Annotated in this window: 13 protein-coding genes and 1 pseudogene; 7 read left to right on the forward strand and 7 right to left on the reverse strand. The window is 67.5% G+C overall.

The window, feature by feature from the left end; all coding sequences use genetic code 11:
* Window positions 1-38: 38 nt before the first annotated feature.
* Together LZC94_45795 and LZC94_45800 are read right to left on the reverse strand one after the other, a co-directional pair.
* Window positions 39-2,327 carry an anthranilate synthase component I gene (locus LZC94_45795; GenBank protein WXB15121.1) on the reverse strand — a complete coding sequence of 763 codons (2,289 nt, stop codon included), beginning with the start codon at window positions 2,325-2,327 and terminating at the stop codon, window positions 39-41.
* A 190-nt stretch (window positions 2,328-2,517) separates the two neighbouring features.
* Window positions 2,518-3,765 (reverse strand): aminotransferase class I/II-fold pyridoxal phosphate-dependent enzyme, encoded by a 1,248-nt coding sequence (locus tag LZC94_45800; GenBank protein WXB15122.1) that lies wholly within the window; start codon window positions 3,763-3,765, stop codon window positions 2,518-2,520.
* 506 nt (window positions 3,766-4,271) lie between these two features.
* Here LZC94_45800 and LZC94_45805 point away from each other — a divergent pair.
* Window positions 4,272-5,387, forward strand: a complete 1,116-nt coding sequence (locus LZC94_45805; GenBank protein WXB15123.1) for a hypothetical protein — start codon at window positions 4,272-4,274, stop codon at window positions 5,385-5,387.
* A 130-nt stretch (window positions 5,388-5,517) separates the two neighbouring features.
* Here LZC94_45805 and LZC94_45810 read toward each other — a convergent pair whose 3' ends face one another.
* The 3 genes from LZC94_45810 to LZC94_45820 form a co-directional block, all read right to left on the reverse strand.
* A complete protein-coding gene (locus LZC94_45810) occupies window positions 5,518-6,792 on the reverse strand; it encodes a hypothetical protein (GenBank protein WXB15124.1) in 1,275 nt (424 codons plus the stop codon).
* Window positions 6,793-7,067: 275 nt separating this feature from the next.
* Window positions 7,068-8,171, reverse strand: coding sequence for a hypothetical protein (locus tag LZC94_45815; protein WXB15125.1), 1,104 nt, complete (start codon window positions 8,169-8,171; stop codon window positions 7,068-7,070).
* Between the two features lie 64 nt (window positions 8,172-8,235).
* The gene (locus LZC94_45820) at window positions 8,236-9,060 is read right to left on the reverse strand and encodes a DUF6345 domain-containing protein (GenBank protein ID WXB15126.1); all 825 of its coding nucleotides are present in this window, start codon (window positions 9,058-9,060) and stop codon (window positions 8,236-8,238) included.
* 389 nt (window positions 9,061-9,449) lie between these two features.
* On the opposite strand from LZC94_45820, the gene LZC94_45825 reads away from it, so the two are divergent.
* The 5 genes from LZC94_45825 to LZC94_45845 all read left to right on the forward strand — a co-directional run bounded on the left by LZC94_45825 (window position 9,450) and on the right by LZC94_45845 (window position 14,270).
* Entirely contained in the window at window positions 9,450-11,009 is a 1,560-nt protein-coding gene (locus tag LZC94_45825) for a gamma-glutamyltransferase family protein (GenBank protein ID WXB15127.1), read from the forward strand.
* A gap of 222 nt (window positions 11,010-11,231) precedes the next feature.
* Window positions 11,232-12,227 (forward strand): tetratricopeptide repeat protein, encoded by a 996-nt coding sequence (locus tag LZC94_45830; protein ID WXB15128.1) that lies wholly within the window; start codon window positions 11,232-11,234, stop codon window positions 12,225-12,227.
* A gap of 139 nt (window positions 12,228-12,366) precedes the next feature.
* Window positions 12,367-12,621 carry a hypothetical protein gene (locus tag LZC94_45835; GenBank protein ID WXB15129.1) on the forward strand — a complete coding sequence of 85 codons (255 nt, stop codon included), beginning with the start codon at window positions 12,367-12,369 and terminating at the stop codon, window positions 12,619-12,621.
* A gap of 152 nt (window positions 12,622-12,773) precedes the next feature.
* Window positions 12,774-12,986, forward strand: coding sequence for a hypothetical protein (locus LZC94_45840; GenBank protein ID WXB15130.1), 213 nt, complete (start codon window positions 12,774-12,776; stop codon window positions 12,984-12,986).
* A gap of 6 nt (window positions 12,987-12,992) precedes the next feature.
* Entirely contained in the window at window positions 12,993-14,270 is a 1,278-nt protein-coding gene (locus tag LZC94_45845; GenBank protein WXB15131.1) for a radical SAM protein, read from the forward strand.
* On the opposite strand, the gene LZC94_45850 is transcribed toward LZC94_45845, so the two are convergent.
* The gene (locus LZC94_45850; GenBank protein WXB15132.1) at window positions 14,257-14,610 is read right to left on the reverse strand and encodes a cupin domain-containing protein; all 354 of its coding nucleotides are present in this window, start codon (window positions 14,608-14,610) and stop codon (window positions 14,257-14,259) included. The genes LZC94_45845 and LZC94_45850 overlap by 14 nt on opposite strands.
* Window positions 14,611-14,679: 69 nt before the next feature.
* On the opposite strand from LZC94_45850, the gene LZC94_45855 reads away from it, so the two are divergent.
* Window positions 14,680-15,591: a LysR family transcriptional regulator gene (locus tag LZC94_45855; protein WXB15133.1), complete on the forward strand. Its 912-nt coding sequence runs from the start codon at window positions 14,680-14,682 to the stop codon at window positions 15,589-15,591.
* Between the two features lie 123 nt (window positions 15,592-15,714).
* Here the strand turns inward: LZC94_45855 and cfa are convergent.
* Window positions 15,715-16,749 (reverse strand): annotated as a pseudogene (cfa, locus tag LZC94_45860) (cyclopropane fatty acyl phospholipid synthase).
* Window positions 16,750-16,953: the final 204 nt, after the last annotated feature.

The following is a 16,953-nucleotide window of genomic DNA, read 5'->3' on the forward strand; positions in this document are numbered from 1 at the left end:
GCAACGCGGGCAGCGAAGACTGGCGTTGGCGCGTCGGCTCACGCGGGCGACGATACCATGTCCGCCGCTCCCATGGCGCTGGCAGCGCTCGCGGCGTTGGCGGTGCCCGTGGCGTTGGCGGCGCCCGTGGCCCCCGCGCCTTCCAACGGACGGAGCTCGCGCGTCAGCACGCTCACCGCGCGTTGGATCAGCCGATGCCCGATGTCGGCCGACGTCATCACCGACTCCGGATGAAACTGCACGGCCGCGATCGGCAACGTCGTGTGCTCGATGGCCATCACCGCGCCCTCGCCCGTCTCGGCCGTGACCACGAGCTCCGGCGGCAAGAGCGCGCGGCGCGCATGGAGCGAGTGGTAGCGACCCACCGCGAACCGGGTGGGCAAGCCCGTGAGCACGCGCCCGCCGAGCACCCGCACGGTGGACGACTTTCCGTGCATGGGCAAGGAGAGCACGTCGAGCGTGCCGCCGAAGTACTCGACGATGGCCTGCAGCCCCAGGCAAACGCCGAACACCGGGAGCCCTCGCCCCAGCGAAAGGGCGAGCGTCTCCTCCATGGCAAAATCGCTCGGCCGCCCCGGCCCCGGCGAGAGCACGATCAGATCCGGCTCACGCCCCGCGCGCAGCTCGGCGCGCGCCAGGGCCGGGCGCAGGGTGGTCACCTGGGCGCCGGCCACTCGAAGATAGCCGGCGAGGGTGTGCACGAAGCTGTCCTCGTGATCGACCAGCAGGACACGCGTGCCCGCCTCGCGCGCGGCCCGCGCGGACGATGTGGCCCGCGGCGCCGATCCGGCACGGAGCGCCGAGAGCAGGGCCGACGCTTTCAGCCGCGTCTCCGCTTCCTCCGCCTCGGGATCGCTGTCGTGGAGCAAGGTCGCCCCGACCCTCACCTCGGCCAGGCCGTCTTTCATGCGAATGGTTCGCAAGGTGAGGCCCGTGTTCATGTCGCCATCGAAGGTGACCCTGCCGATGGCGCCCCCGTACCAACGGCGCGGGCTCTTCTCCTCTTGCTCGATGAATCGAATCGCCCATCGCTTGGGCGCGCCCGTGACGGTGACCGCCCAGGCGTGGCTGAGGAATCCGTCGAACGCATCGAGCTCCGGGCGCAGGATGCCCTCGATGTGATCGGCGGTGTGGATCAAGCGCGAATAGAGCTCGATCTGCCGCCGCCCGATGACGCGCACGCTGCCCGGCTCGCACACGCGCGACTTGTCGTTGCGATCGACGTCGGTGCACATCGTCAGCTCCGCCTCGTCCTTGCCGGAGTTGAGGAGCTCGCGGATGCGGCTGGCGTCCTCGAGCGCGTCGACGCCGCGGTGGATGGTGCCTGCGATCGGGCACGTCTCGATGCGCTTGCCCGAGGTGCGCACGAACATCTCGGGCGAGGCGGAGACCAGCAGCTCGCCGTCGCCCAGGTTCATCATGGCGCCGTAGGGCGCGGGGTTGGTGCTGCGCAGCCGCTGGAAGATGGCGCTGGGCGCCTCGCGGCATGGCGCGGACAGCGTTTGCGCGAGCACGGCCTCGAACAAATCGCCGCGCGCGAAAGCTTCGCGTGCCCGCTCGACGGCCTTTTTGTACTCACCCGGCGCGTGGTCGCTCTCGGGCGGGGGCGGGCCTGCGAGCTCACGTTGGTACGGGGCCTCGGGGGTGGTGCGCGGAAGGCCCGCGGTGGTGCGGCCGGCGATGGCAAAGTCGTAGCGGACGATGGATGCCGCGCGCCGCATGTGATCGATCACCAGGACTTCGTCCGGCAGGTACAGGACCAGATCGCGCTGATCGGCCGCGCGCGGGAGGCGCAAGGGCATCGGCTCGAACTGGAAGACGAGGTCGTAGCCGAAGGCGCCGTAGAGGCCGAGCAGGTGATCGTCGTCCGAGTGAAAGAGGTCCGTCACGGCGCGGAGCGCGGAGAAGACCGTGGGTTGGCGGCTGCGTTGCTCCTCGGGGAAGGGCTCGGCGGGGGCGTTGACTTCGCCCTCGATGCACATGGGGCTGGGGCGCAAGGAGGCACAGGCGTCCTGCTCGTAGAGGGCTACGGCGATGGAGGGCAGGAGCACCGCGCCGCGGGCGTTCAGGGCTTCGATCTCGAAGCTGCGGCCGCGCGCGGTGATGGCGAGCGGCGGATCGGCGAACCCGGTGTCCCACCGCGTGTAGCGCCCGGGGAACTCGAAGCTCGACGAAAGGAGCACCCCGCGGCGCGTGTCGAGCTTCGCGGCCAGCGATTGAATGTCGGTCGACCCGCCGGCCCCGCCCGATCCACCTGGGTAAATGAGCTCCTCCACCTCACGGTGAACGGTGATTCCGCCTTTGGTTCGATATTCGTCGTGATGCATGAGACCTGCTCCGGGTTGGGGCGGTCTCGGGGTCTTTGGCGTGCACTCGAAAACAACGAAGGCCGCCTCGAACTCGAGACGGCCTGTTGGAAGATGCGATCGTTCGCGACGGGCCGCCCTGTTAGGGGAGCCACCAATAGCGCGAGACGACGGCAAACATGTGCATGACCATGGGATAGCAGAGCGCGCGCTACTTGGCCACCGCCGCGGTCGACCACGTGTCGAGGAGGGCCTCGATCCGCGTGAAAACCTCGCGCATCGTGCCCTCGTCCGGGAGGAGCGTGATGCGGAAGTGGTCTTTGTAGTCCACGTTGAAGCCGGAGCCCGGCACCACCAGGACCTTCTGCTCCTCGAGCAGCGCCATGGCGAAGGTTTCATCGTCGAAGCCGGGGAGCAGCTCGCGGTTGGCGCGAACGAAGCCATAGATCGCACCGGTGGGGGCCACCACGTCGAGGTACTTGGAGCGGGCGATGCCCTCGAGCGCGGCGGCGCGCTGGCGACCGAGGCGGCCGGTGGGGGCCGTGAGATCGTAGATGGTCTGGTGCCCGCGGAGGGCCGTCTGCACCGCCCACTGTCCGGGCACGTTGCTGCAGAGACGGAGGGACGCGAGCAGATCGACGGCCTGGAGGTACTCCTTCGCGTGGGATTTTCGCCCGCTGAAGCTCACCCATCCGACGCGGTAGCCGCACGCGCGGTACACCTTGGAGAGCCCTCCGAAGGTGGCGCACAGCGTGTCGTGGCACAGCGCTGCGACCGAGGTGTGCTGGGCGCAATCGTAGAGGATGCGATCGTAGATCTCGTCCGAGAACAAGACGAGGCCGCGCGTCTCCACCAGCCGCACCAGCGCTTCCACGATGGCGGCCGGGTACACGGCGCCCGTGGGGTTGTTCGGGTTGATGAGCACCAGCGCTTTGGTGCGCGGGGTGATGAGGCGCTCGAGCTCCTGGGGATCGGGGCAAAATCCGTTGGCGGAGCGACATGGATAATGAACGGCGCGCGCGCCCGTGAGCGCGACGGCGGCGGTCCACAGGGGGTAATCGGGGGAGGGGACGAGCACTTCGTCGCCCGGCTCGAGCAGCGCTTCGAGGCACATGAGGATCAACTCGGACACGCCGTTGCCGAGCACCACGTCGTCGACCGTGACCCCGCGCACCCCGCGCGACTGCGTTTCGGCCACGACGGCCTCGCGCGCAGGGAGGATCCCCTTCTGATGAACGTAGCCCTCGGCCTCCCCGAGGTGCTCGGCGATGGCCAGGCGCATGCTCTCGGGCGTGCGGAAGCCGAACGCGGCGGGGTTGCCGATGTTGAGCTTGATGACCTCGGCCCCTTGGCGCTCCATCTCGAGCGCTCGGGCCGCGAGCGGTCCTCGAATCTCATAACGAACCGAGTGAAGATGACGCGGGACTGGAATCGATGTAGGCGCTTGTCCGTCAGGCATGTTCGGGGGGTTCAGCCTAGCACTCTTCCCCGCGATCGCCCGGCGAGGGGGCCGAGGTAGGACGTACGCGCTAATGGATCATCGGACCCCCAGATCCGGCGTTTTGCTCGCTCGCCGCGCGCGAGACTCGCGACCGGTTGCGAGACCCAGGACGTTATAATGTCCATGGAATCGAGCTAAACCTCCCGGCTGGGGCATTTTGGCGCAATCGCTGCAGACTGCCACGCGTGGTTTCGTTGCGCGAGAGCAGTGCAGGTGACTCGAACGGGCGACGCGGGCGCAAGCTGCCTGCCGCTCGAACGCCTCCCCGAGCGGGTGAGGCCCGACAACATGGAGAGGTACGCTCTGCCTTTCCAATCGTATCGCAGGATTCCGCCTTATTTTTTCAGGCGACCCCTGGGAATCCCGATGGTGGATGGAACGAGGACGAAGCGGTCACCGTGCCGCGGCGTTCGATCGAATCGGCGATGGCTCCACAGTCTGTCGGGGCCACGGATCACGACGCCATGCACGTGGATAGGTCGGCCGCGTTTCCGCGCGTGAAAGGCTCGGACATCCCCGTTCTCCACGATGACAGCGAGCGCGATGAACGCACCTGTGTGCGGCCCGATCTGGGCTCATCAGGCGTGATCGCGTCGCCCCGGCGCATCTACACCGCCACACCACCGCAGGCGATCGCTTCGTCGCCGCCGCCCCCCGTGATCCCCAAGGTCGTGGGGCCGCTGCGGGTGTCGAGCCGCCGTCCGCTCGCACCTGCGATCGCGCGCCCCGATGTATCGGGCAAAGTTCGCGCGATGCACTTGGTGGCGGAGCCCCCTCGTCGTTCGTGGGCCTTGCGGCTCGCGATGTCGGTGGTCTTGGGGGTGCTCGTCGGCGGGCTGGTGATTGCGTTCTTCGCGCATGGCGGTGAGCCGACCGCGCGCGAGCTGCTCGAGACGCTCGAGGAGCTGGTGCACGCGCCGAGGGAGATGCTGGGTGCGCAGAGCCTTCCGAAGGCGCCGGAGGCGGTGGCTCTTCAAGCGCCGTCGGCGTTGGCGTCGGGGAGTGTGGCGGGGCCTTCCGCTTCGGGATCGGGGGCGGGGACCGCGGTTTCGGCGCCGGCGACGGGTGAATCGTCGGCTGCGCCGGCGCCCGGGTCGGCACTTCCGCAGTTGCCGTCGGCGGGCGCGGCGTCGGCGGGTGCGGCGTCTGCGTCGGCGGGTGCGGCGTCTGCGTCGGCGGGTGCGGCGGCTTGGCCGGCGTCGACCCCGGCGACATCGCTGCCGGTGAGCGTCAAGCCGCTGTCGGCCGCGCCCGCGAAGACGGCCGCGCCGGCTCCGCCCGCGACGGTCAAGGCGGAGGCTGCGAAGCCCGAGGCGACGGGCACCGCGTCGATGAAGAAGGCGAACGTCAAGGCCGAGCGAAAGAGCGAAAAGCCCGCGCTCCGGCCGGACAAACCCGCCCCGGCCGAAAAGGCGGAGAAGCCGCAAAAGGCGTCAGCCGGCGGCGGTGACGACAAGCCGTCGAGCGGAAAACGCGACAAGGGCAACGACGACAAGGAGCTCACCGCCAAGGAAAGGGCGCTGGCCGAAGCCGCAAAGAAGCTCGCGGACCGCCAAATCCAGCAATCCCTGGCGCCGTGATCCTCGCGGGGGAGCGCATCGAGGTAGGCGTTGGCGGCCGCGTAGTTGGCCTGGCCCGAGGCGCTCGAGCTGCGCATCCCCCCCGCGGAGCTGAAGGTCTAATCGCCCCAGCTCCGCGCGCCGCGCGCCCCTACTGCACCTTCTTCAGCGCCTCGAGCATCGCCTTGGAGCGCGTTCCATCCACCACGTGATCGTAAAAGTCGTGGTTGGGCAACGGCTCCCCCACGCGAATCGCGCGTTCGAGCTCACGGTACGTGGCATTCGCTGCGACCCGCGGAGCCTTGAACGCGCTCTTGGTCGCCGGCAGCAAATACCGAGCGACGCCCGACTCGAGATCGTCGCCCATCATCAGCAACTCCATGGTCGCCGGTGCATCGAGGAAGTCCGCGAAGGTTTGCGCATCCCGTGCGCACGCGCCATTGCAGGCTTTGCGGCGCACCAGCGCGTCGGTGAACAAGAGCGGATAGGAGCCGGCACCCATCGGGGCGGAGGCCACATAGATGGGCGCCGTGTCTTTGCGCTTCATCAAGATACGATGCAGCGACTCGGAGTAGCCGATGTACGCGCCGGTTCTCTCGATCGCAAAATCATCCATGGCCACGGTGGCGTCGGGATACGAGTCGTCCAAGCACGGGTTCGTGCCCCCCACCGCACAGGTGCGAACGAGCGCCCCCAGCCCGTTCACCAGTTGTTGATCGGGGAACTCGGGCCGCGCGATCAAGCCATCGAGCGAAGCCCCCGGATGCCCGTCTTCGTACGCATCCAAGAAGAACGACGGAAGGTTGAACGACCCGCGGAAGCGCGCCCCCAGCTTGGCCGCCGGCTTCGGCATGGCCTTCAGCCGGTCCGCGAAGTCCATTACGTTCCGCGCTTTTACCACGTTGGGATCGCGCGTGTAGACGAAGTGGCCGCATAGAAGGTGCGGCACACCATACGTGCGCCCGCGGTACGTGATGGCCTCCCGGCCCGCCGGGTGCCAGTCGAACCGCGCGGGCGAGCTCCACTCCGCGAGCTCGCTCGCCACCTCGCCCAACATGAGCGTATCGATCTCGATGACGTCGTACGTCCCATTGCGCAGCCAGCCGGCCAAACCGGCTTTGTCGTAGAACTCGGGCGCGTCGGGATCGAAGTCGGCGAGCTTCAAATCGATTCGAGGATTCTGCTCTTCGAACTTCGCCTCCAACATATCGCGCAACCGCGCCAAACCGGCTTTTCCGTCGACGTCGGCCGGGAGATAAGGAAACAGCGCCACCTTGAGCTGACGTTTGCCCGTGGCGGCTTGGCTGGTGGCATCCGTGGACTCGGCCCCGCTGAGGGGCGGCTCACCGGACGACGGCGGTGCAGCGCCGCAGGCCGAGGCCACGAGGGACATGGCAAAGAGAATCGGAATCCGCGCGTGCGACATAGGGACCTCCATCGTGCGAGCAGACCACTTCGTTTGCCATCGAACAACATGTCAGGGTGACAACGAGGCCGCAAAGCTCCTCTTCGCGCGCATTTGCGGCCATGACTCGCCCAACGTTTCTTGCCTTCGTCAACGTCGCGCGCCTCGGTGTCGCGTGCCTCGACCTCGCGCGCCTCGACGTCGCACGTCTCAGCGTCGCGTACCTCGGTATCGCGTGCCTCGGTATCGCGTGCCTCGGTATCGCGTGCCTCGACGTCGCGCGGCCCGACGTCTCGTCAACGTCGCGCGTCGGGCGCCGTGCGGTGCGCGGCCTTGCGCGCATCGTTTTCGGACACGTCGCGCTCCGCGATGCCGCGCAGCGACGAGTCTTTCAGCGCCGGGACGAACTCGATCACCTTCTTGGAGACCCCGTCCACCGGCTCGTAAAAGAACCCATAATGCGGCGCGACGACGTTTTGCGTATTGTCGCGGCCGAGCCGATAATAACCGAACTCCGAGCGAACGACGCGGTATTGACGCGGATCGACCCCGCGCCGCGCGAGCCGCGCCTCGACCTCCGCCTGCGCATCGCGCGGATCGGAGAGGGCCGAGCCGTCGAGCTCTTTCACCGTCTTCTGGACGCTCCGGACGACGCTCTCGTGCCCGACGGGCGTCCCGTCCGTGGCCATATGAATCACGAGCTTTCCGCCCGAGCCGATGAGCGGCAGATCGTCGATGCTCTGATTGAACGCCACCGCGATCTGGTATGTCGTGATGTCCGGCTGGCCCTCATTCTCGGCCACCGCGTTCTTGTAGCGGCGAACCTTGTAGGGATAGAGCGACGCCAGCGGAAGCGACTTGCCCACCACCTCGGCGCGGCGGGTGGCCAGGGCCACGTAGTCCTCGTCGCTCTTGGTCTCGTAAGTGCCCTCGCCCTGGTGAAAGAGGTTCGTCAGCAGAAAGATCTCGGCGCCGCTTCGATCGCCGATGCGCAGCTCGTTCACGCCGTCCGAGATGGCCGCGTGGTTCAACTTCTTCACGATCTCGCCGTTGATCCCCAGCTCCGCGGCGCGCGTCCGCAACGTCACCGTCGAGTCGGCGACGGGCGCGAGCTCGTAGATGCCGAGCTTGCCCGCGAAGGTTTGCTTCTGCTCGAAGGCGGCGCGAACGCGGTCGAAGTTGACGGTCGCCGGCTCGTCGCGAAGGAGGCCGTTTCGACCCGCGCGGGCGCGGAGCTCGGAGACGCCCTTCACGGTCGGCTCGAGGGCGCTCGCTCCCCGCGCGGACTGCTCGGGCGCGGTCTCCGCGGGCTCGTCGACCGCGCAGCCCGACGTCGTCAGCGGGCCGCACGCGAGGCCGAGGATGCTTGCCAATACGAAATAAACTTTGTTTGCCTTCATGATGTGCTGAATTCCTCGATATCGAATTTAGTGATTGGATTTTTCGTTTCGCCGCGCGCTCGGATCAGCCCTCGTGCCAGGCCCACGCGAACCACGTATGGTTGCTGCTGGAGGTGCGGCGGGCGGAGCTCGCGCGCAGGTGATCGCGGCGCCAGATGGCGTTGTCGCGGGTGTTGCCGGAGGCGACGATGGAGGCCACGTCGTTGATGGCCCAGTCCTCGGCGGCCCAGAACCAGCCGCCCTTCAAGGTGTCGCCGTCGTCGAACAGCGCGTCGGCCAGATCGCGGCCGACCTCGTCGGTGGTCCACGCGTCGGCCGACGTACCGCGGTAGCCGAGGACGGCGTCGCCGCCGCGCGCCAAGGTCTGCGACCATTGCTCGTTCGGCTTGTCGTGCACGCTGAAGCACGTGAAGAAGAGCCACCAGCGCGCGTTGCCGGGGTACGGGGACGCGTAGGTGCTCTGCCCGGAGCCGGCGGCCTCGCCCATGCGCGACTGGTTCGCGTCGAAGCTGCAGCTCTTGGCGAGCCCGCCCTGGCACATGGGGGTGGTGAACGTCTGGCGGCCGTTCCCGTCCGTCGGCGCGTTGCCGTGGCTCGAGTGGGCGTAGAAGTCCACCTTGTCGCCGTAGCTGCGATCGTCGCCGCCTTCGAGCTTGTCCTCGATCAAGTCGCTCGCCCACGAGTCGTTGACGAAGAAGAACTTCTTGGTGGCCCCCAGATCCTGCATTTCACTCAGCCACAGCGAGATCTGATCGTCCGTGTACGTGAGCGATCCCGCGTTGCATTCGCAGCCGGACCAACTCGTCATGGCCCCACCGCCGGCCGTCAGCGCGTTGGCCGTGCCCGGGAGGGCGAGCGCCGCGCTTCCGGCGGCCAGCGACAACAACATGAATCGATACTTTCCCAACATGGATATCCCCGTCATTCGTAATGAGCCAAAACCGATGTAGCGATGAAGATGCGCGTCTCGCGCCGTCGCCTGGGCCCTTTGCAGCCGCCGCGCCAACCCACGCCACCCTCCGGATCACGGAAAAAAGCTGCGATTCATCCCGCGCGACGGGCTCGAAATCCACCGGAACCACGAGCGCACCTGTTGCACCCCTGTTGCGCCGTGTTGCGGGGCGTGCAGGTGGTGGCGCGCGTGCAGGGGGCGACGCGTGCAGGTGGCGGCGCCTTCCGCGTGGCGGCGCTCGAGCGAGCCGCGGCGCGCGGGAACGGCGAGATCGCGCTCGGAAATTGCCGGTCGCGCGGATGGCCCCGTGTAGGTAAATTGGCGCGGTGAGGAACATCGAAACATGGGAGGTGCGCAAGCCGCCCATCGCGTCCGAGCAGGGGATCGTCGTCACCCAGCACCATCGCGCCTCCGAGATCGGCGCCCAGGTGCTGGCCGAGGGCGGAAATGCCGTCGACGCGGCCATCGCGGCGAGCTTCGCCATGGGTGTGCTCGAGCCATGGCAGAGCGGCATCGGCGGCATCGGGCACATGGTGGTCGCGCTGGCGGGGCAGGAGCCCTACGGCATCGACTTCAGCGCACGAACCCCGTTGCAGCTGGACCCGGCCGACTACCCGCTCACGGGCGCGCCCGGCCCCAGCATCTTTTCGTGGCCCGGGGTGCTCGACAACCGCAACATGGAGGGCCCGTACTCCTTCGGCGTCCCCGGTCTGGTAGCCGGCACATGGCTCGCGCACCGCCGATTCGGCCGCACGCCCTGGGCGCGATTGATCACGCCCGCCGCGCAATGCGCGGAAGAGGGCCTGCCCGTGGATTGGTATTGGACCTTTCGCATCGCCACCGCGCTCCGGGGGATCGCCCGCTACGAGCACACGGCCCACGTCTATCTTCCCAACGGCGCGGTCCCGACCACCGACGACGATCCCGAGATGCGCCTAAGGCCAACGCGCCTCGCGCGCACCTTGCGCCAGATCGCCGAAGCCGGCGGCGACGACTTCTACCGCGGCGATCTCGCCGCCGCCATCGCCGCCGACGCGAAGTCGCTGGGCTCGCGCCTGACCCTGGACGATCTCCAGCGCTACCAGCCCGCGATCCAGGCGCTCGACGGCGCGCGCTACCGCGACGCCACCATCTACGCCGTCCCGGGCCTGACCGCGGGCCCCTCCCTCCTCGAGGCGCTGGGCCGCTTCGCCGCGCTCACCCCGCGCCCCGACGATCTTCGCTCCAACGCCATCTTGTTCCCCGCCCTCGCCGAATCGCTCCTTCGCACCTACGAGGCGCGCCTCGCCAACACCGGCCCCTCGCCCGACGTGGCGGAGCCCACCTGCACCACGCAAATCAGCGTCATCGATCGCGATGGCCACGCCGTCTCCTTGACGCAGACCCTCTTGCAGGCCTTTGGCTCGCGGGCCACCTTGCCCGAGACCGGCATCCTCATGAACAACGCCCTCATGTGGTTCGACCCCGTGCCGGGCAGGCCAAACTCGATGGGCCCCGGCCGCACCCCGCTATCGAACATGTGCCCGGTGGTGGCGCGCGCGGGCAACGGCACCACCCTCGCGCTGGGCGCATCGGGCGGACGCAGGATCTTCCCCGCGGTGATGCAGCTGCTCGTCTTTTTGCTCGACCGCGGCATGACCCTCGACGAAGCCGTGCACCACCCGCGCATCGACGTCAGCGGCGAGCCTTGGGTCGTGGCCGACACGCGCCTCCCCCGAGACGCCATGGAAGCGCTCGCGCGCCATTACGAAGTCCGCACCGAGCAAAACGCCGTATTCCCGAACTACTTTGCCTGCGCCAACGCGGTCGTGCGCGAGGCGCGCACCGGGATCAACCGCGGCGCGGCCTATGTCGTTTCGCCGTGGGCGGGGGCCGCCTCGGGCTGAGCGCGCACACCGGACTTCGTTCATTCATTCAAAATTCAGATAGCTCATTGCAATGAATGCGGGCATTCTGCTCCCATGTCCATCTTTGCGCGTTCGGCCTGTTTTCTCGCTCTTCCATGCATCCTCGCAGCATGTGCACCGTCCGCATCCGGTGGAGCATGGCCCGAATCGGGCGAATCGCGCCATTCATCCACGGCCGGCGCCCCCTCGCACGATTCGTCCATGGTCCTCGCCAAGGCGGCGGGCGAGCTCGCGCGCACGCAGCGCCGGCGCGGTGAGTTCGACGCCGCCGAGCGAACGTTGCGCGCGGCCCTCGAGCGCGTTCGAGCGAGCGGAGATGGCGCCGCTCTGGCCGAGGTCCACGCGGGGGTCGCGTCCCTGGTCGCCGACCGCGCGTTCTACGGCACCATGGATCCAAAGGAGGCGCGAAAGACCCTCGACGAGGCCCTCGCCACCGCCCGGCGCAGCGGCAACCGGCAAGCGCTGGCCGCGAGCATCGACGCCGCGGCTTGGTACGATTACGCGGGCGTCCTCTTCAACGGTGGAAGCTACGACCCCTCCCGCCGCGGATTTCAAGAGGCGCTGGCGCACTACGAGGCCGTGGGCGATCTCTCCGGTCAGGCGATGAACCTCTTTCAAATTGGGCTCACGTACGAACAAGAGGGCAAAAAGAACGAAGCGCGCGCCCACTACCAGCGCTCCGCGGCCCTCGCCGAGCGCGCCGACGATCCGATCGCGCTCTCGTACCCGATCCGGCACCTCGGCTTCTTCTTCGCCGAGGAAGGGAACCTCGACGAAGCCCTGCGCTACGAGCGCCGCTGCGCGTTCTTGCGCATCCGCGGGGGCCTTACGCGCAACGTACCGCACGCCTACATCGCCATTGGCGATCTGGAGCTGCAAAAAGGCGAGTCGGGTCGGGCGCGCATCTATCTGACCGACGCGCTCGAGATCGCCCGCGAGCAACACTCCGACAGCGGTGCCCTGGACGCGCACATGTTCTTGGGCAAAGTCGACGAGCGCGACAATCAGAGAGACTCTGCCGTACGCCACTACCAAGAAGCGCTCGCGCTCGCCGAAAAAATGAAACGTAATGTGGACATCAAAGACGCGTGCGAGCGCCTCGCCCGCGTCTACGAGCAGCTCGGCGATCGCAGCAAAGCGCAACTCTACCGGCAGCGGGCCGCACAGGCCGAGCAGCTCATAAAGGCAAAAGGCTAAATGCACCAAAGGCGGATTCCAAACGATGTAGTCCATACATCGATGCGGACCGCCCCTCGGTGACCCACGATGCCAGCTACTTGCAATAGCCGCTTCGAAATGCCGTGCGGTGCGAATCGTCGCGTCTATATTTCGGCGCATGGCACGAATCGCTCAGGGGCTCTCGTGGTGCCTTCTCCTTGCGTCCATCGGGTGCACGGTGCCCGGCTGCAAGAGCCTTCGAAAGAGCTACAACGAGAGCTTCTGCCGCGAGTTCCGAAAGAGCTTTCTCCAGAGCTGCACCAGCGCCTGCACGGCCAAACCCGGGCAATCCACCGTGTGCGCCACCCGCTGCGGCGAGGCGCTCCCCCGGGAAAAAGCGTACAGCGACAAATGCGACGACACCTCGACATGATGGTGATCGTCTACTGCAGGCTCCACATGTCCTCTTCGGGGTACGGATTTTAGGCGCTCCGCGCTTCGTTTCCCCTCTTTTTGCGCGCGAACCAACGTTGGTGCCGGCGGCACGCAAGGTGCTCTTCCCTCCTGGCGAAAGGAAGGAATCCCATGAAGAAGCTACCGCGCACGGACGTGATCGAGAAGCAGAACGCCATCGCCGCCGAGGAGTCGAACAAGGGCAAGGAGCTCGATCCCGGCTCGCTCGAATCGGTTCAAGGCGGCGCCGCGCCCTTCATCCCGATGTACGGGGTCCCCCTGCCGGGCCGCAGGCCGGGGGGCAAGCCTCGGGGAGGGAAGAAGCCGCGTTGGTGGCCCTGGTAAACGGCCATGGATACCGCACCGAACCGGCGGCAAGCCTATGCGGTCTGGGAGCTCACCCTCAAATGCAACCTGGCGTGCGGCCACTGCGGCTCGCGCGCCGGTGAGCGGCGCGAGAACGAGCTGTCCACGGAGGAGGCCCTCGATCTGGTCCGGCAGCTCGCCGAGGCCGGGATCACCGAGGTGAGCATCGAGGGAGGAGAGGCCTTCCTCCGCGCCGATTGGCTCACGATCGCGCGCGCCATCGGCGAGCATGGAATGCATTGTTCGATGGTCACCGGCGGATATGGGATTTCGCGCGAGACCGCCCGCCGCATGAAAGACGCCGGCATTCGCAGCGTCTCCGTGTCGGTGGACGGCCTCGAGGCCACCCACGATCGCATCCGCGGCCGCCAAGGCTCGTTTCGATTCTGCTTCGAGACCCTGGGACACCTCGAGGCCGCCGGTTTGGAGATCCACGCCAACACGCAAATCAATCGCTTGTCCGCGCCGGAGCTCCCCGCGCTCTACGAACGGCTCCGCGACGCGGGGGTGTGGGGCTGGCAAATCCAGCTCACCACCCCCATGGGCAACGCCGCCGATCGCGCGTCCCTCCTCGTCCAACCGGGGGAGCTCGACGATCTCTACCGGGTCTTGGCCCGCATCGGCCTGCGGGCGGCCGACGAGGAGCAGGTGAACCTCGTCCCCGGGAACAACATGGGTTATTTCGGCCCCTACGACTCCATGATCTTCAAGGCCAACGGCGGCCGCCCGTGGGCCGGTTGCATGGCGGGGCTCGCCGTGCTCGGTATTCACGCGGACGGCTCGATCAAGGGCTGCCCGACCCTGCCCTCCGAGTTCATCGGCGGCAATGTCCGCGAAAAGAGCTTGAGCGAAATCCTGGAGTCGCGCGAGCTGACCTTCAACATGGCCGCAGGCACCGACGAGGGCACGTCGCATATGTGGGGATATTGCGCGGCGTGCCCGCACGCGCGAAGCTGCCGCGCGGGGTGCAGCCAGACATCGACCGTCGTCCTCGGAAAGCGCGGGAACAATCCGTATTGCCATTACCGCGCGCGCGAGCTCCAGGGCCGCGGGCTGCGCGAGCGCATCGTGCCGCGGTTGATCGCGCTCGGGAAACCCTTCGACCACGGCTCGTTCAAGCTGGTGGAAGAATCGCTCGACGCGCCGTGGCCCGCGGAGGACGAGCTGCACTTCGCCTACGATCGCGTCATCTGGCCCGCAGGGTGGGAGGCGTGGCCACTGCCCTCCGCCGCCTCGACGGCGGATCGGGCTACGCGCCCGTGAACCGGAGGCCGTCCGGCAGCACCACGAAGAACACGCTGTCCTCCTCCGCGAGCGCGTCGTGCGCCTCGCCGGGCGCCGTCCAGAGGTAATCGCCAGGGAGGAGGACGCGCTCGCCGACCCGCAGCTTGCCCGAGACGAGGTACGTCTCCTCGCCGCCGGGGTGCTCGTGGTGCGGGGCCCGCGCGCCCTCATCCATGCGGAAGAGCAAGGTCATGCCGGCCTCGATGGTGCGCTCTTCCCCGGAGGCCGCGCCGTGCCGGCGGAGCACGCAAACGTGCACGCCGGGGCTGAACGTCTTGAAGGTCTGCTCGCGATGGGAACGAAACGTCGTGTTGGACATGGTACGACTGTGAGGCTTCCGGCATCATGTGAGAAACGCATATTTCACATGACTTCATGAGGCCCGTTCATGTCATCGATGCTCGAGATCCGCCACCTGCGCCTGGTGCGCGCCATCGCCGAAGAGGGCGGGCCCACGCGCGCGGCGGCGCGCCTTCACTTGACCCAGTCGGCCGTGAGCCATCAGCTCGCCGAGCTCGAGGGAAAGCTCGGCGTGGAGCTCTTCACGCGCGTCCGCCGGCAATTGAAGCTCACCCCGGCCGGGGCGCGGCTCTTGGACGCGGCGCGCACCATGCTCACCGATCTCGCGCGGGTCGAGCGGGAGCTGCACCACGCCGGCGCGCGCAAACCCGAGACGTTTCGGTTGGCCGTGGAGTGCTTCACCGCCTACCACTGGCTCCCGCCGGTCCTCGAGGTGCTCGCGTCGGAGCATCCCCACGTCGATGTCCGCATCGTGATGGAGGCGACGCGCGAGCCCATCCCCGCGCTCCTCGGCGGCGATCTGGAGCTCGCCCTCGCGAGCTCACCGGTTCGCGACCGCGATCTGGTCGTCAAACCGCTCTTCACCGACGAATGGACGGTCATCCTCGCGCCCGATCATCCCCTCACCGCGCGCCCGTACCTCACCATGAGCGAGCTCGGACGCGAAAAGCTCTTTGCCCACGACGCGCCGAGGGCCGACGTCGAGCGCCTCCGGGAGCTCCTGGCGAGCGAACGGGCCGCCATGCCCCGCACCGCCATCGTGCCGCTCACCGATGCCATCGTCGAGCTGGTGAAAGCGGGCCTCGGCGTGGGCCTCTTATCGCGCTGGGCCGTCGCCCCGAGCCTCGCCCGCGGTGAAATCGTCGCCCGAAGGCTGACCCGCGCCGGGATCAAAGAGAAGTGGTCCGCCGTCTACCGTCGCGACGCCGCCACACGCTTTCCGCTCGCGCGCTTTGCCGACCTGCTCGCCCAACGCGGGCGCGCGCGGGGTTGGGTCTAGCTCGCCCCGCGGCGCGACCCTCGCGCGCGCGTTCGCGGCGTCGCTCGTACGGCAGCTTTTGGGCTGGTGCGCGCCGGTCGGGGTGAGCACCAAATGCCAATGCTGGAGCGCGCGGGCGCGGAAGAAGCCGGCGATCATCTGGAAGAAATAGCTGAATATACGGTGCACGCGCTCGTCGTAGCGCGCGCGGAGCTCGGGCCAGGCGCGCTCGAAGCGGGCGTTCCAGGCGCGGAGCGTCTCGACGTAGTGGGGGCCGAAGTTGTGGACGTCCTCCGCCACGAAGAGGCCTTCGAAGGCGCGAAAGGTCTGGGCGCCCGAGGGGATGGTGGCGCCGGGAAACACGTATTTGTCCACCCACGCGTCGATGCGGTTCACCGAGACGTTCCCCCACACGCCCTCGACGAGAAAAATACCGCCCGGCCGCAGCACGCGGTGGAGCGCGCGCATGAAGGTTCGATAATTGCGCGAGCCGATGTGCGTGAACATGGCAATGGCGGCGATCTTGTCGAATTGGCCCGCCACGTCGCGGTAATCGCAGCGCACGATTTCGACATTCAGCCCTTTGCAGTGCTGCCGCGCAAATCGCATTTGCTCTTCGGATATGTTGATGCTGGTGACGCGCGCCCCGTACTCGGCCGCCGCGTGCCGCGCCAGCTCCCCCCAGCCGCCCCCCACGTCGAGCAGATGGTCGCCGCGCCGAAGATCGAGCTTCTGGCAAATGAGGTCCATCTTGAGGCGCTGCGCCTCGTCCAGATCGTCGGTCCCGTGGAAATAGCCGCAGCTGTAGTTCCGGTAACGACCGAGGAATGCACCGAACAAGTCGTTGCCCATGTCGTAGTGTTCGCGCGCCACGCGGCGGGAACGAGGGCGCGACTGCTGGTTCCAGATGCGCGCGCCCAAGTTTCGCGCGATGTCGGCCGGCAGCCACTCCCCGAGGCGTTCGAGACGAGCCGAGCCGAGACGGCATGCGAGTTCCTCGATGTCTCTACAACTCCACCAGCCGTCGAGGTATCCTTCGCCAAGGCCGATCGAGCCATGGAGCGCCACGCGCCAAAAGAGGCGAGGGTCGTGAACGCGGATATCCCAAGCGCGGTCGCCATCGAGCCGGACATCGATCGGGTCGAGGATGAGTTGGAAAATCGAACGAAGCGCGTGCACCGTAACCACGATACGATAACCTCATCAGAAGCTCCCAACGAAACGTGCGCAGCATGAACGAAGCGTGAACGATGCGTCACCCCAGTCCCGCGCCCGGCGCCGACAGTCTTTTGAGTGACACCATGCCGATCGAGCGTGCCGAACCGAAAAGGCGGGACTACTCGATAAATACCGACATCGTGCATTCGGGTGGGCGGTGGCCCG

The sequence above is a fragment of the Sorangiineae bacterium MSr11954 genome (assembly GCA_037157815.1).
GTDB lineage: Bacteria > Myxococcota_A > Polyangia > Polyangiales > Polyangiaceae > Pendulispora > Pendulispora albinea.